The 16252-nt window shown below is 39.3% G+C and carries 13 protein-coding genes; 5 read left to right on the top strand and 8 right to left on the bottom strand.

The genetic code is table 11. The features are described 5' to 3' along the window. The 8 genes from SE27_RS14390 to SE27_RS03845 form a co-directional block, all read right to left on the bottom strand. Positions 1 to 349 (bottom strand): hypothetical protein (locus SE27_RS14390; RefSeq protein ID WP_455549962.1); only part of this gene is annotated, 349 nt, incomplete at its 3' end. A gap of 13 nt (positions 350 to 362) precedes the next feature. Then, the gene (locus SE27_RS03875; RefSeq protein WP_039621033.1) at positions 363 to 2738 is read right to left on the bottom strand and encodes a fimbria/pilus outer membrane usher protein; all 2376 of its coding nucleotides are present in this window, start codon (positions 2736 to 2738) and stop codon (positions 363 to 365) included. Between the two features lie 20 nt (positions 2739 to 2758). Further along, entirely contained in the window at positions 2759 to 3463 is a 705-nt protein-coding gene (locus SE27_RS03870) for a fimbrial biogenesis chaperone (protein ID WP_039621031.1), read from the bottom strand. A gap of 73 nt (positions 3464 to 3536) precedes the next feature. After that, complete coding sequence (locus tag SE27_RS03865; RefSeq protein WP_039621029.1) at positions 3537 to 4055, bottom strand: hypothetical protein; 519 nt, start codon at positions 4053 to 4055, stop codon at positions 3537 to 3539. A gap of 850 nt (positions 4056 to 4905) precedes the next feature. Then, positions 4906 to 5712 carry an XAC2610-related protein gene (locus SE27_RS03860; protein ID WP_039621027.1) on the bottom strand — a complete coding sequence of 269 codons (807 nt, stop codon included), beginning with the start codon at positions 5710 to 5712 and terminating at the stop codon, positions 4906 to 4908. Positions 5713 to 5806: 94 nt separating this feature from the next. Further along, positions 5807 to 6823 carry a ketol-acid reductoisomerase gene (gene ilvC / locus SE27_RS03855; RefSeq protein ID WP_039621025.1) on the bottom strand — a complete coding sequence of 339 codons (1017 nt, stop codon included), beginning with the start codon at positions 6821 to 6823 and terminating at the stop codon, positions 5807 to 5809. A 102-nt stretch (positions 6824 to 6925) separates the two neighbouring features. Continuing rightward, positions 6926 to 7417, bottom strand: coding sequence for an acetolactate synthase small subunit (gene ilvN, locus SE27_RS03850; protein WP_039621023.1), 492 nt, complete (start codon positions 7415 to 7417; stop codon positions 6926 to 6928). After that, on the bottom strand, positions 7414 to 9141 hold the full coding sequence (locus SE27_RS03845) for an acetolactate synthase 3 large subunit (protein ID WP_039621020.1): 1728 nt from the start codon (positions 9139 to 9141) through the stop codon (positions 7414 to 7416). Before SE27_RS03845 ends, ilvN begins: the two co-directional genes overlap by 4 nt. 733 nt (positions 9142 to 9874) lie before the next feature. Between SE27_RS03845 and SE27_RS03840 the strand changes: the two genes are divergently transcribed. From SE27_RS03840 to SE27_RS03820, 5 genes are all read left to right on the top strand, one after another. Beyond that, positions 9875 to 10216 carry a DUF4124 domain-containing protein gene (locus SE27_RS03840; protein ID WP_039621018.1) on the top strand — a complete coding sequence of 114 codons (342 nt, stop codon included), beginning with the start codon at positions 9875 to 9877 and terminating at the stop codon, positions 10214 to 10216. A gap of 147 nt (positions 10217 to 10363) precedes the next feature. Then, positions 10364 to 12988, top strand: coding sequence for a leucine--tRNA ligase (gene leuS, locus SE27_RS03835; protein WP_039621016.1), 2625 nt, complete (start codon positions 10364 to 10366; stop codon positions 12986 to 12988). Positions 12989 to 13150: 162 nt separating this feature from the next. Further along, a complete protein-coding gene (locus SE27_RS03830; protein WP_039621014.1) occupies positions 13151 to 13687 on the top strand; it encodes an LPS-assembly lipoprotein LptE in 537 nt (178 codons plus the stop codon). Positions 13688 to 13704: 17 nt separating this feature from the next. Then, the gene (gene holA, locus SE27_RS03825) at positions 13705 to 14694 is read left to right on the top strand and encodes a DNA polymerase III subunit delta (RefSeq protein WP_039621012.1); all 990 of its coding nucleotides are present in this window, start codon (positions 13705 to 13707) and stop codon (positions 14692 to 14694) included. A gap of 216 nt (positions 14695 to 14910) precedes the next feature. Beyond that, on the top strand, positions 14911 to 16251 hold the full coding sequence (locus tag SE27_RS03820; RefSeq protein WP_039623788.1) for an efflux RND transporter periplasmic adaptor subunit: 1341 nt from the start codon (positions 14911 to 14913) through the stop codon (positions 16249 to 16251). The last annotated feature ends 1 nt before the right edge of the window (position 16252 follow it).

Raw genomic sequence — 16252 nt, 5'->3', positions numbered from 1 at the left:
CGATCAATTGCACCCAGATAATAAATTTCTTATTATCACCGGCACGCTGTGATAATGGTATATTCCAACGAGAATCTGATGCACCTGAAATATTCATTTGTGTTCTTAATTTATAATTTTTTTCATTTACTAAATAGCTATTTCCACTTGGTCCCATTAAATTACGCGAACTAAATTTAATTGCATAATTACTTTGACAAGACACTGAAAATGAAGTCGCAGCCTGACTCTGATAAGATGAATTCAATCTTAACTGTGTAGTCGACATTCGATCAATCTGACATTGCTTCGCCTGACAGACAGACACACATAAAATAGATAGCACAAATAAACTTAATTTTATTTTCATTTCTGACTCCCGTTTATTTACAACTGAGATCAAGCGGTGGTGCATTATCTACAGGTGCTTTTTCACCAATGACCAACTCACTGGTACATGTTGCTTTATCACTACTTTCAACGGTTAATTTATAAGTTCCAGGGATTAATCCATACAGTGCGACTGTACCATCAGAAGAAATAGGATAAATATCACCATCACTGTTATTCATATGAACTTCAGCACCAGCAGGAAATATTTCGCCATTTTTATCTACAAGTCGTAAGGTTACTTGTTGAGTACGTAGAATTGGGAATCCCACCACGTATCCTCGTTGATTCAAGGTTGTGATTTGTTTATTTGAATATGGAATTTTAGTTTCAATAGGAATTTGATTTTCATCAAAGGCAATATCATATTTAACATATGGCACAATATCATGAACAAATGCATAGCCTTTTTTATTGGTCTTTTCAACGCGGTTTAACGCACCTAAAATATCAATATCGGCATAATCGCCCACTTTTACCACTGCAAATGCATTATCTACAGATTTTGTAAAATTAAACTGTCCATCTAAAAATACCAATGCACCTCGATAACCTAACTGTGACTCACCTTCTGATTGGCGCTGTAAATGCTGCAAAGTAATATCACCAACCTTGGTTTTGAGTTGACCATCAAAGTTAAAAATATTTTCATTTTCACGACGATTTAAACCAAAAGCATAATCGAATCCAACTTGGCTTGAACTATTTTTAACGTATTGCAAACTACTTTGACTATCCGCAGATTGATTAAAATAAGCACGTCTATTATTACCAAAATTATAACTGAGAGATAAAATCCCTCCAGAGTCTTTACGATCTCCCATCGAGTTAAAATAACTCAACCCTAAAGATAAATTTTGACCAATATCTCGATTAAAACCTAGATTTAGTATTTTCTCATCAGCACTTTGAAATACAGTACTTTGATAAAATTTTTGTTGCACATAATTGACACTTATATTCTCTAGGACAGGAACACCGGTAACACCAAAATATATGAGATTTTCAAATTGAGGATAACTCGGATAGATATCGTCATTTTCACCTAAAAATCTAAATTTCTCTTCAGTATATTTAGAACTTAACCCGAATGAAAACCGACCATAATCTTTACTGAGCGATAGACCATAGGAAAAATTAAAACCGTTTTCATCTTCATGTGAAGCCTGTATCACACTATCAAATACTAAAATATTCCTGAGCGCTTGTGTCCAGATCAATCCTAAATTTTGAATATCTTTACTATATAAAATATTTGTCCCTAAGGAGACGGTTTTAGAAATGCCTCGACGAAAATAAGCATTGGCAAAAAATTCTCGATAATCATTACTTTGTAAATTATAGTTATAACGCAACTTACCTAAACCCAAATTATATTCATTCAAACCTTCTCGTAATAGTTTATTGGTCACCATAATTGGAAAACTCTGCACACTACGATTACCTAAAACATCTTCAACAACAATTTGTGCATTTCCCGTACGCTGAATTTGCGCACCAGTCTGTAACGTATAATCTCCGGGACTCACCCTCTGATTATAAATACTCACACCATTCATATATAATTCTACGGTAGAAGGAAGACGTGCTGTTCCTTGTATCGTCGGTGAGTTCCAATAAACAAAATTTGGTCGTTCTGTGAAATTTGTACCCCAGTTAATTCCTGCAAACCGAAGCGAATTAATCAATGGATTATAGGCGGTAGTGGTATCACCCAGCGTAAGTCGAGTAACTTTTTCTGCAAAATCAATATCTAAACTAGTGTTTAATCTGACAATATTTTCTGCTTTTTGATTCAAAATTAGATTTTGCTCTAAATTCTGATCCGGATAAAAGTCATTTTGATAAAAATCATTGATATAAGGCTCATTTCGATACAGCATCGCATTTTTAAAAATCCAATAGTTTTTAAAAATTCCCAGCTCAACTAAAGCACTGTAATTGTTGTTGCTGTTCTCATGACCATACAGAAAATCATAATTTAAGAAGCCACCCAGATTGGCCTTTTGCGGAAGATCATTGGCATAAGAGCCATATTGACTCGCATCAAAATAGTTTGTTGGCACCGTTAACTTAATTGATTGCGACTCTTCGTCGAAATCAACTTTTACATCATTATTTGTCAGTAAGCAAAATTTTGGATCGGAGGCTAAGGTTTTAAAATACTGAAGATTTATTTTTCTCTGACTAAGTAGTTCACACTCAATATAAAAATTATAATCATTTTTTAACAAAATCACATCTGTATCTTGATCTAGCTCATTTATCCATAAATTAACAATAGATTGATCAAATTCATTCTCCCCAGCATGCACACCACAGGCTAAAAAAATATTAATTAAAATTAATACCCTATAATTCTTATACATAGAAAGCCCCCTACACTGCACTAATCAAACAATTTCATTTCAACCATTTTTTCATTTTTATCTGTATTCAACTGGACATAATAATTTTTCGAATTGGTGAGTTTAAGATTATCTAAATCATATATTTGATTTTTCTTTGCAAGTAAATAACTCATAGCGTCACTTTTAAATATTTCTTTTTTATTTGCATCTACAATCTTTAAATTTAGAATCTGTAAATGCGAGTTTGCATTGTTCTGTACAATCAATTTGTTGTCTTTTAAGTCAAATTTTAATTTAAGATCATCTTGTTTACCCAAAAACAAAGGTAAATTTAAATTAACTAAAAATCTTACTGAAGACTCTTTAATGACGGGTGGTATTTCATCAACAATAATTCTCCACGCCTCTTCTTGTTTATTCGCTAAAAGAGCAGAAGGTGGTTGAATAAAACCGACACGTATTGTCTGTTTTTTATTGGGTTGTAAAATAAAGTTTTTAGGGTTAATCATTATATTATTATCAGGTTCAAGTATATTTTCTCCCCTTTCATCTTGAGTCCATTTAAATGCTTTAACTTCAAATATCCTTTTTTCATTTTCATCTACCGACTCTAAAGTAAGTGTGGTTGATTTCTGCTTTTCTGGATTAACAATAAAAAGCTGAACGGGCATTACTGAAACCCCTGCAAATGCCTCTATACACAGTAAAGTAGATGTTATGAAGATAAATATTATTTTTTTCATGATATAACTCTTCATTTTTTAATAAAATAAAAACCTAACTTGATGATAATATCAAGCTAGGTTATTCATAAAATTAGTAATATACACGGATTTTATAAGTATCTTTATAGACACCTGCAGCTTGTGTAGCTGATACTACTGATGCTGTTTTTGCAGCAACACTAAATACATCAGCACTTAAGCCACCATAGTTATTGTTGCCCCAAGTTGGAGTACCTGGACCTGCACTACCGCTGGTTTTAGTTGTGGTATAAACAGTCGGAATTTGAAGCCCAGCTGCATTTTTTACGTATGTACTATTACTAGTATTGGCATTACCAGTAGTTAGGTTTAATACATAAGGTGTATTAGTGGTGATGGTGTAACTTGTAGTTGTATTGGTTGCATTTGTGTTCAGTACAAGTCCTTTAGGATCTGAAATCACACATTTTTTTGCAACAGTCAGTTCAATTGGAATATCTTTACTACACCCCATTTCTTGACAGCCCGACCATTTATCGTCAACGCCTTTAGCATCGTCAGCTGCAAAAACTGCCGTTGAGGTTGCACCTAATACTAATGCCGCCAATGCAGCTTGTGTCATTTTATTCATATTATTTCTCCATTTCTTTTTTAAAAGAATATGCATATGTAATGATTTTATTCACAATCACGTTAGTAACTTTATTTATTATAAGTAAGGTTAGCTGAACGTATGGCTATGTTATTACCATTGTTCACAAAACGCACAAAAGCAGTATTATTCACAAGACTTTTACTCTCTACGAACATTTACTTACAAACACAACAAGATGCTCATTATTATGATGATTTTTAATTCTTATCGAATCGTATTAACAGTATTTTTTAATCTATTCATCTAACAAAGTACGCGCTTAATTTCAAAATTTAACTTTAAATAAAATAAAACATTGATTTATATATATTTTATATAAAAAACATCACTTACATATAGTAACAATCAATACCATCAATATTACAAAAAATGCAATTTATTGTATAATTTTAAGTAAAAATGTGATGAGGTTTGCTTTTTTGTGGTCTTTTTCAATTAAACTGTAAAACCATTTATATAGGATAAATATTAAGATGATGAAATATCATGCTCTATACCAGATAGTGCTTATAGATAAATAAAGCTTAGGATAAATACAAAAGCACTAGGCGATCTTAAGTTAGAAAGCAGACGTGATAATTAGGTATGAAATGATAGCTATAAAGATGCAACACCAGTCCACTGGAACAGTTTATTTGCATTTTTAAATCAGCTACATTGAGCTAAAAATTTCTTTGTATATTTTTTAATGTGTCATTTTTATTATTTTTATCCACGCTTTTATGCAGATATATAATGATAATTATATACAGGTTACTTTTTTATTGGGCGGGCTGTTTTGTAGTGAATACAACCCGTAATCTTATTTTTAATAGCCAGCCTATGCTTAATTCATTCGGTTTAACAATCCATTTTCAACTTGATATAACTGTCCATTACCAAAATCAATCTGTTGTTTTTCTCCGTGTAGATTAGGAAAACCTACGATATTTTCAAGTTGAGGAGAGCGTTGAAAATATTGTGTTTTCGGATTATATATCCAGTAAATATAATGCTTATCCTTAATTGTTCGCGCTTGTGAAATATCGGACAAAATAATGTCATAATAGCCATCAAAATTAATATCCATATAACCAATACTTTTTGCAAATGCGTTAAAACCAACCAAACTTTGCGTTACTGTATTATTGTCTTTATTGATAATATCGATTTTTTTCAATGCCGCACTATCCGGCTGATTGATTTTTTCTGCGCCATAAAATTTAAAAATAAAATTAGGTTTATTAGAAACTTTAATGGCCGGCTCAAACTCAACCGATTGCTGCACAGGCCGATTAGCTGCTAAAAGCAAGGCTTTAAGCTGCCCCGTATTTGAATTGAGCGTTCCTGTGAGCTGATATTGCCCATTTTCAACGCCATCAGCATCCACAGATTTTAAAGTCAGCTGATCTGCTTTTTGTCGGCCTTTTAATTTGGTTTCGGATTGCTCCACCCGATCATATAAACTGGCATGTGGATTCCAAACACCCGCATACAAGCTTAGGAAATAGCGTCCTTCACTTGAACGCAGCATACGTTGCATAGAAATGCGCACATCGCTAAGTGGCTTTAATTGTTGAGTATCTGCTGTTTCTGCACGAATCCACGCAGGTAAAGCCAACAGCGTTACAGCGAGCAATAATTTAGGTGTCATGCTGATATACTCAACAATATAGATGATTATGCGTAATGTATCACAAAAAAACCGCTCAAATGAGCGGCTTTTTTAAATCATAAAAAGTAAAAACTTAGTTTTTGTCTTTATCGACGATTTTATTGGCTTGAATCCAAGGCATCATCGCACGTAACTTGTTACCGGTTACTTCGATACCATGCTCTGCATTTTGACGACGACGTGCTGTCATTGATGGATAGTTCAGCGCACCTTCTTGGATGAACATTTTCGCATACTCACCTGATTGAATACGTTTCAATGCATTACGCATTGCTTCACGAGACTGTTCGTTAATAACTTCAGTACCGGTTACGTATTCGCCATATTCAGCATTATTTGATACTGAATAGTTCATATCCGCGATGCCGCCTTCAAACATTAAATCGACGATCAATTTAAGTTCGTGTAGACATTCAAAATATGCCATTTCTGGTGCATAACCTGCTTCAACCAAAGTTTCGAAGCCCATTTTTACCAATTCAACCGCACCACCACAAAGCACCGCTTGCTCACCGAACAAATCAGTTTCTGTTTCTTCACGGAATGAAGTTTCAATAATACCGGTACGACCACCCCCTACGCCTGAAGCATAAGAAAGAGCAACGTTACGTGCATTACCAGAGGCATCTTGATGAATAGCGATTAAGTCAGGAACACCTGAACCACGTTGATATTCAGAACGTACAGTATGACCTGGTGCTTTTGGCGCAACCATAATAACGTCTAAGTCAGCGCGCGGTACAACTTGGTTATACAAAATTGAGAAACCATGTGCAAAGGCTAAAGTCGCACCTTGCTTGATGTTTGGTTCGATCACATCACGATAAAGCTGAGATTGAAACTCATCTGGCGTCAAGATCATCACGACATCAGCTTGAGCAACAGCAGCAGGAACTTCAGATACTTTAAGACCTGAGTTTTCTGCTTTTTTCCAAGAAGTAGAACCGGCACGTAAACCTACAGTAACATCAACACCCGACTCTTTAAGGTTAAGCGCATGTGCGTGACCTTGTGAACCGTAACCAATAATCGCTACTTTTTTGCCTTGGATGATCGATAAATCACAATCTTTATCATAAAAAATTTGCATTGTTGTCTCCGCTTAAATGCTTTTTGTGTCCTTTTAAGCTTAACCACTATGGTTAAGCCCCTCTCCATTATGCAAGGAGAGGATGAATAGGGTAGTTAAAAATTAAAGAGTTAAAACTTTTTCGCCGCGCGCAATACCAGATACACCAGAACGCACCACTTCAAGAATTGTGTTTTCTGCCAATGCATCGATAAAACCATCAATTTTATCTGTGGTTCCTGCAATTTGAATGGTGTAAGTGGTTGGCGTTACATCAACAATTTGGGCACGAAAGATATCGGCTGTACGTTTAATTTCTGCACGTGCGGCACCGAGTGATTTGACTTTGATCAACATCAATTCACGTTCAATATGTGGCCCTTCAGATAAATCGACCACTTTGACCACTTCAACCAATTTATTCAGTTGTTTGGTAATTTGTTCGATTTTATGATCATCACCATAGGTGGTCAGGGTCAAACGCGACATGGTGGCATCTTCAGTCGGCGCAACATTTAAAGTTTCAATGTTATAACCGCGCTGAGAGAACAAACCGACTAAGCGAGAAAGCGCACCCGCTTCGTTTTCAACGAGTACCGAGATAATGTGTCTCATGACGTGCGCTCCCCTTTTCCTAACCACATATCCTGCATGGATTGACCGGCAATCAACATCGGATAAACATGCTCTGTACGATCGACCATGACATTAATGAATACACATTTGTCATTAATCGCCATCGCTTCAGCCAACTTCGACTCAAGTTCATCAGCATGATCAATTTGAATACCCACGTGACCGTAAGCTTCCATCAATTTCGGAAAATCAGGCAATGAATCGACATAAGAACTTGAATGACGTCCTTCATAGTTCATATCTTGCCACTGTTTTACCATGCCTAAAGCTTGGTTGTTTAAGCACAAGATTTTGACATTTAAACCATATTGCTTACAGGTAGATAATTCTTGGATACACATCTGAATGGATGCTTCACCGGTAATACAGACCACTTGCTGATCTGGAAAAGCCAACTTTGCGGCCATCGCATACGGTAAACCAACACCCATCGTGCCCAAACCACCAGAGTTAATCCATTGGCGTGGTCGTTTATAGGTATAGTAGTTGGCCCCAAACATCTGATGTTGACCAACGTCTGAAGTAATAATCGCTTCACTGTTGGTGATTTTATCCAGTGCCTGAACCACTTGTTGCGGTTTCATCACACCATTTACGCCTGGTTCGTAACGCAAACCATGCACTTTACGCCATTCATTAATTTGAGCCCACCACGCCGCAATTGCTTCTGGATTTGGCTGAGACACATTCATTTGTTTCAGCTGTACCAACATCTCTTGCAATACTGGTTCAACTGCACCCACGATTGGAATATGCGCCATGATGGTTTTTGAAATGGTCGCCGGATCAATATCGATATGAATGACTTTGGCATTTGGACAGAATTTGGCTGGATTATTGGTCACACGGTCATCAAAACGCGCGCCGATACACAAAATCACATCGGCATTATGCATGGTCATATTGGCTTCATACGTGCCGTGCATGCCCAACATACCAATAAATTGCTGATCATCACCCGGAAAAGCACCCAATCCCATTAAGGTATTGGTCACGGGATAATTTAAAAGATGCGCCAGTTCTGTCAACGATGCAGAAGCATTGCCTTGAACCACACCGCCGCCACTATAAATAACTGGACGCTCAGCCGTGATTAATTCTTCAATTGCTTTACGAATCTGACCAGAGTGACCGCGATATGGCGGCTGATAAGAACGCATCTTCACTTTTTCAGGATATTCGTAAGCAAATTTATCGATTGGATTGGTCACATCTTTAGGAATATCGACCACCACAGGACCTGGACGGCCTGACGATGCGATATAAAATGCTTTTTTAATAATTGATGGAATTTCGCTGGCATGACGCACTTGAAAACTATGTTTCACGATGGGACGAGAAACCCCAATCATGTCTGTTTCTTGGAATGCATCTTCACCAATTAAATGACTGGCCACTTGTCCAGACAAAATCACCATCGGGATTGAGTCCATATAGGCCGTCGCAATAGGTGTTACCGTATTGGTTGCGCCAGGACCTGATGTGACTAAAACCACACCAGTTTTACCTGTTACGCGTGAATAAGCATCGGCCATATGACCTGCAGCTTGCTCATGACGCACAAGGTAATGATTGACTTTTTCTTGTTGAAAGAGCGCGTCATAAATATGCAGGACTGCGCCGCCTGGGTATCCAAAAACATGTTCAACGCCTTCGTCCGCCAATGCGCGAACAAGCATTTCACCACCAGATAAAAGTTCCAACGTGATTCACCCTAATCTTTTTCACAAACAAATGGAGGGCATTTGTATTGTGGTTAATTCATTAACTGTCTGCCATGTTATAGCACACAAATTTCATAGTTTTCATAGCAATAGGAAAAAAATCTGACCCGACTGCTGTTTGGGCAATATGAGGTCTAAAACATGTTGGGATAAACATATTTTGTTGGCTTTGTTCAACGTCTCGGCTAGAGAAGAAGTCCACTGCTAAAATGACGCTCATTCGAAGGGTGATCAAATAAACGCATATAAAACTACAGCAAGCATTTTTGTGGTTTCAACTATTAAAGTCAAGTTTAAAAATTGGCTTTTTACTGATTATTTATAAAGCGACTATTTTTTAAACCAGATGCTGTATTTTTAAGCGCATGACCCGAGATACAAAATTAAGCTAAAACGATTTATTTCAATAGCTTAATCAAATCATTAATGAGAAAAAATTATTGGTCTTATAAATAAATCTAATCGTTCAAAACATCTCTTTGAGTACACGTTGCTTAAATTTAATACACCCCAATCCAGAACTTAAAGCTTAAACGTTACTTATAGTGCAGCTCAAAGTGTTGATTTAATTTTTAACTCAGGCAAATAAACAGCGGTCTGTTGATTCTTTTTCTCTAACCTTGCATTAAAAACAGATAATATACCTTATATTGATTGATTATATTTCATACACACCTATTCTATAAAGATCATCATCAGGACCTTCCCGCTTATGTCATCTTCTTTAATTAAAACTAGTTTATTGATGGCGTGTTTTGCACTGGGCTTAAGCTCCCAGAGTAGCTTTGCTAAACAATATTATAAATGGGTGGATACCAAAGGCTCGACCCATTACACCACCACGCCACCGCCAAAATCAGCCAAGAAAAAAGGCAAAGTAGACACCTATGGCGTAACCGCATCTTCATCTTCAAGCCAAGCGACACCGGTAAATAATGCACCGCAAGAAGAGAGCAAACCCAATACCACCGTGGTGACTGCCGATCAAGTGATTGTGCTACCCAAAAATGAAGTGGCTGCTCCACAAGCTGCAGATAAACCTGCAGAATATTAATACAAATGCTGAACTAAATTCAGCGGCTGATATTTATCAACAAATCTTGCTTATTTTCTTGTGTATAGCTGCTGCAAAATTCACTTTTTAGTCTGTTTTGCGCTATGCTGTGTCACAAACTTTTAACTGTTGTCCTGATATACATTTATGACTATTTCTCACATTGACCCTGAATATCAAGCGAGTGCGATTGAACCCAATGTCCAGCAAGACTGGGAAGCACGTAAAGTCTTTAAAGTTGCCGATACCTGCGAGGGTAAACATCGTTATATCCTGTCGATGTTCCCCTACCCAAGCGGCAGACTGCATATGGGTCATGTGCGAAACTACACCATTGGTGATGTGATCAGCCGTTTTCACCGCTTAAAAGGTGAAACCGTATTACAGCCGATGGGTTGGGATGCATTTGGTTTACCGGCAGAAAATGCCGCGATTGCCCATCAAGTTGCGCCAGCAAAATGGACCTTTGAAAATATTGCCTACATGCGTGATCAGCTTAAAAAACTGGGATTGTCTGTGGATTGGGATCGTGAATTTGCCACCTGTACCCCTGAATATTATCACTGGGAACAGTGGCTGTTTGTACAGCTGTATAAAAAAGGCTTAATTTACCGTAAATTATCCACCGTCAATTGGGATCCAGTTGATCAAACCGTTTTGGCCAATGAGCAAGTTGAAAATGGTCGCGGCTGGCGTTCCGGTGCATTGGTTGAAAAACGTGATATTCCAATGTATTACTTCCGCATTACCGATTATGCACAAGAATTATTAGACGATTTAGACACGCTGAAAGAAGGTTGGCCACAACAAGTTCTGACCATGCAGCGCAATTGGATTGGTCGCTCTCAAGGCATGGAAATTACCTTTCCCTCTGCCAACCCAGAACTGTATGCCGATGATTTAACCGTCTATACCACACGTGGTGACACCTTAATGGGTGTGACGTATGTTGCAGTGGCGGCTGAACATCCGATGGCACTCCAAGCGGCTGAGAACAATCCAACATTAAAAGCATTCATTGAAGAATGTCGTATGGGTTCAGTGGCTGAGGCTGATTTGGCTGTGGCCGAGAAAAAAGGCATGGCCACTGGCCTGTTTGTGAAGCATCCAGTGACTGGTGAAGCAGTTCCGGTGTGGATTGCCAACTATGTGCTCATGTCATACGGCTCAGGCGCAGTCATGGCGGTGCCGGCACATGACGAACGTGATTTTGAATTTGCCAATAAATTCGGTCTCAACATCAAACAAGTGATTGATGCTAAAGGTGCAGACGATGCAGAATTTTCTAGCACGCAATGGCAAGAATGGTACGGCTCAAAAGAAGGTACTTTGGTCAATTCGGCTGAATTTGATGGCTTAACGTTCCAAGCCGCTTTTGATGCGTTAATTGCCAAATTAGAACCACAACAACTGGCCAATACCAAAGTCCAGTTCCGTCTACGCGATTGGGGGGTTTCTCGTCAGCGTTATTGGGGTTGTCCAATTCCAATGATCAACTGTGATACCTGTGGTCAAGTGCCGGTGCCTGAAGAACAACTGCCGGTGATTTTACCGACCGATGTAGTACCCGATGGTTCAGGTAATCCACTGAACAAAATGCCGGAATTTTATCAAACCAGCTGTCCATGTTGCGGTGCGGATGCACGTCGTGAAACCGATACCTTAGATACCTTTGTCGAGTCCTCTTGGTATTATGCACGTTATGCCTCGCCTGACTTTAAAGGCGGTTTGGTGAAACCTGAAGCGGCTCAATCTTGGTTGCCTGTGAATCAATATATTGGTGGCGTTGAACATGCCATCCTGCATTTACTGTATGCACGTTTCTTCCATAAATTGATGCGTGATGAAGGTGTGGTGCAAGGCAATGAACCGTTTGCCAATTTACTGACCCAAGGTATGGTGTTGGCAGATACTTTCTACCGTGAGGCAGAATCTGGTAAGAAAACATGGTTTAACCCTGCCGACATTATCTTAGAAAAAGACGATAAAGGTCGTGTGCTTTCGGCCAAATACAGCGGTGATGGCCAAGAGGTTGTGGTTGGCGGTCAAGAAAAAATGTCGAAATCTAAAAATAATGGTATTGATCCCCAAGCCATTATTGAGCAATACGGTGCCGATACTGCGCGTGTATTTATGATGTTTGCTGCACCACCAGATCAATCACTCGAATGGTCGGATGCCGGTGTTGAAGGTGCGCATCGTTTCTTAAAACGCGTTTGGCGTTTGGCGACTGGTTTCTTAGAAAAAGGCCATGCCGTAGCCACTATCGACATGAGCAATGTATCGAAATCTGCACAAGATTTACGCCGTAAGACACATGAGACCATTCAAAAAGTCGGTGATGATATTGAACGTCGTCATGCCTTTAATACCGCCATTGCAGCGCAAATGGAATTGCTCAATAGCATCAACAAATTTGAAGCACAAGATGACAATGATGTAGCGGTTGAGCGGGATGCCATTGTGACTTTGCTGACTTTGCTTGCACCTTTTGCACCGCACTTAAGTCAAACCTTATTGGCTGAATTTGGGATTGAGTTAACTACCGCTTTATTTCCAAGCGTCGATACCTCTGCACTAACGCGCAATACCCAAACGATTGTGGTTCAAGTCAATGGTAAGTTGCGCGGTAAATTAGAAGTGGCGGTAGATATCTCTAAAGATGATATTTTAGCGCAGGCCAAAGCCTTACCTGAAGTTCAACAATTCTTAACCGGTCCAACCAAAAAAGAAATTGTGATTCCGAATAAGTTGGTCAATTTGGTGGTTTAAAGCTTTACTCGGTTGCGTCTCTTTTGAGCAGAGGCAAAAGCAACGTGTAAGCTGTTTACACAACAAAAGCCAAACAAAGCCCGTTGCTTGACAACGGGCTTTGACTTTACAATCAACGCAAGAATTCATTTCCCAGCTTTGGGATAAAATAGAGGAAAAAGCATGCACTTAGTTCAACGTGTAGCAGCGGTTGTATTAACTTTGGGTCTAAGTGCCAGCTTAGTCGGTTGTGGTTTTCATTTAAAAGGTATGAACCCCAGCATCACGCCCAGCGCTTATGCAAAAATGAGTTTGGTACTGCCAGACAACACCGAAGCATTACATGAAAAATTAGCTGTTTATTTATCGGCCAGCGGTATTCAGTTGAGCAATGCACCCGATGCCTACGTATTACATATTTTAGATTATGCGCCGCAGCGTTACGAATTAAATGGCAAATTAGTCGAAACCTTATTGCGTTTAACCGTGACTTTCCGCATTGAAGATGCCCAAGGTCATGCTGTCACTGAAGTGCGCACCATTACCGCTTCACGTAATTATCAATATGATGTGGCCACGGTCAACACCGATGATCAAGAACAAAAATATTTAAACCAAGTGATTGTGGATGATGTGGCGCAGCAAATTGCACGTCAAATTTCCTCTAATCGCTTACCGAAAGTGACACAGGCAGCAACAGCTGCGCCCTCACAACCTTAAAGGATTGATTTTTTGTTATGAAACTTGACTATGCCCAAGCGCTTAAACGTGTCGATGAAGCACGGGGGGCTTGGATTATGTATGGTCAAGAGCCATTACTGGAACAAAATCTACTGGATGCTTTTCGGCAAAGCTGGCGTAAACAAGACATTGAACGCCAGCGCTATGACATCAATAGCGTCAGTGATTGGAAAACTGTATTTAATGCCTTAAACAGTTTGTCGCTGTTTTCTAATCAGTTGGCCATTGAAGTACATGGCAATATCAAACCCGATGCCAGCGCCCTCAAACAACTGAAAAGCTATATTCAACACAATGAGCACAATCTGTTGTTGGTGGTCATGCCCAAGCAAGACAGCAACAGTTTAAAGACCAATTTTTTTCAAGTGGTCGATGCCAATGGTGTAACAGTCGCCCTCACCGCCAACTACCCGCAAGATCGCCAACGCATCTTGGCACTCGAAGCTGAAAAACTGGGTATACAACTGGCCAAAGATGCATGGCAATGGCTGGAACAACACCATGAACATAATTTACTGGCTGCAAAAAATAGCTTAATGCGTGTGAGTGATACCTTTGCCGATGTAGACGTGATTGAAATTTCACACTTATTTTCCTGCTTACAAGACCAATCCCGCTATAGCACTTATGATTTAACCGATGCCCTATTGGCCGGAAATTTAGCGCAAGCCATTAAAATTTTTCAATATCTGATGGCGTCGGGTGAACCGATGAGCCTGATTTTATGGAGCATCAGTAAAGAGATGCGTTTGTTGATGCAATTGTTTGAGCAACCGCAGAATGCACTACAGCTCGGAATTTGGAAAAACAAAGTCAGCCAATATCAACAAGCCTTAAGACGACTAAATCCGCAATGCTTTTTAACATGGCCTGCACTGCTTTTACGTATTGATGCCTCAATTAAAGGATTAAGTCCGGAAAATTCAGAGCACTTGGTCATGCAAGCCATTGTCAGTATCTGCGGTCAACCGCTCTTTAGCATTTAGATCAGGCCATTGCATCGGATAAGTGCAGGCCATAAAAAACGGCAGTACATTGGTTTTATGGCGCTATTCTAACGGCTTGTCTAATCTCATCTTTTTATGCAATTTAACGCAATTTTTGGCATTTTAATGTCCAATTTTAGATTGGATGCAAAAGTTCACGTTTTATCCTCATTTAACTTTTATACTCAATACAATTTTTTCATTTATACAATTACGATGCCTAAAATAAAACCCGCAAAAATAGTCATTATTGTGCTGTGTGTTGTGGCTGTGGTCGCAGCTGGTTGGTACTTTTTTAAACCGAAGCCCGCCGTGCAGCAATATATTACTGCTGAAGTTTCACGTGACAGCATTGAAGATTCTGTTTTGGCCACCGGCGTCCTCGAAGCCACCAAAATGGTCAGTGTCGGTGCGCAGGTTTCCGGTCAAGTGAAAAAAATGTATGTGCAACTGGGTGACCAAGTGAAAAAGGGTCAACTAATTGCCCGCATTGATTCTATTCGTCAAGAAAATGATTTCAAAACGGCCGAAGCCAGTATTAAAAATCAACAAGCGCAATTGGCAGTTAAACAAGCCAACTTGGCCAAAGTGAATGCGGAATATCAGCGTCAACAAGCCATGTACGCGCAAGATGCCACCTCGCGTGCTGAGCTAGAATCGGCCTTGGCCAGTTATAAAACCGCACAAGCTGACATTTTGGCCATCAATGCGCAAATTGAACAATCGCGCTTAACGCTGGATACCGCCAAAGAAAATTTAGGTTATACCCAAATTGTCGCGCCCATGGATGGCACCATTGTGGCCATTGTGACTGAGGAAGGCCAAACGGTAAACGCCAATCAAAGCGCCCCGACTATTGTTAAACTGGCACAACTCAACAACATGACCATCAAGGCTGAAATTTCAGAAGCCGATGTGATGAAAGTAGAAGAAGGCCAAACGGTGTATTTCACCACCTTGGGCAATAGCGATAAAAAACACTATGCCAAACTACGCCAAGTTGAACCTGCACCCAATTCAATTAATACAGAAAGCACCAATGCATCCACTTCATCATCCAGTACTGCGGTGTATTACAACGCTTTATTTGATGTTCCCAATGAAGATGGCAAGCTACGGATTAATATGACGGCGCAAGTGTATATCATCCTCAATGAAGCCAAAAATGTGTTAACCATTCCCGCTGCCGCTATACAAAGCACAAATCGCTCAAAACGCGGCAATCGTAGCGGTAACATGGATAAAAACAAAGCGCAAAGTGCCACCAACTCTACAGCAAAGAATCAAACTGAACGTCCAAAACGCTTAGAACTCTCGGCTGAAGAAAAATCACTGGTTGAGCAAGGCAAAGCCTCCATGGCGATGGTTCGTGTGCTGCAAGCAGATGGCACAGCAACAGCGCAACCGGTATTAATTGGCTTAAACAATCGGGTTTCGGCGGAAGTGCTTAAAGGCTTAAAACAAGGTGACCAAGTGGTGATTGCTGATGGTTCCGATACGTCTAATGATGCGGCTAAACGTAGTAACCGTGCTGGCGCAGGCCAAATGAGAATTTAAT

The organism is Acinetobacter harbinensis, assembly GCF_000816495.1.
Classification (GTDB): domain Bacteria; phylum Pseudomonadota; class Gammaproteobacteria; order Pseudomonadales; family Moraxellaceae; genus Acinetobacter; species Acinetobacter harbinensis.
This window is presented reverse-complemented; position numbering and strand designations above follow the sequence as displayed.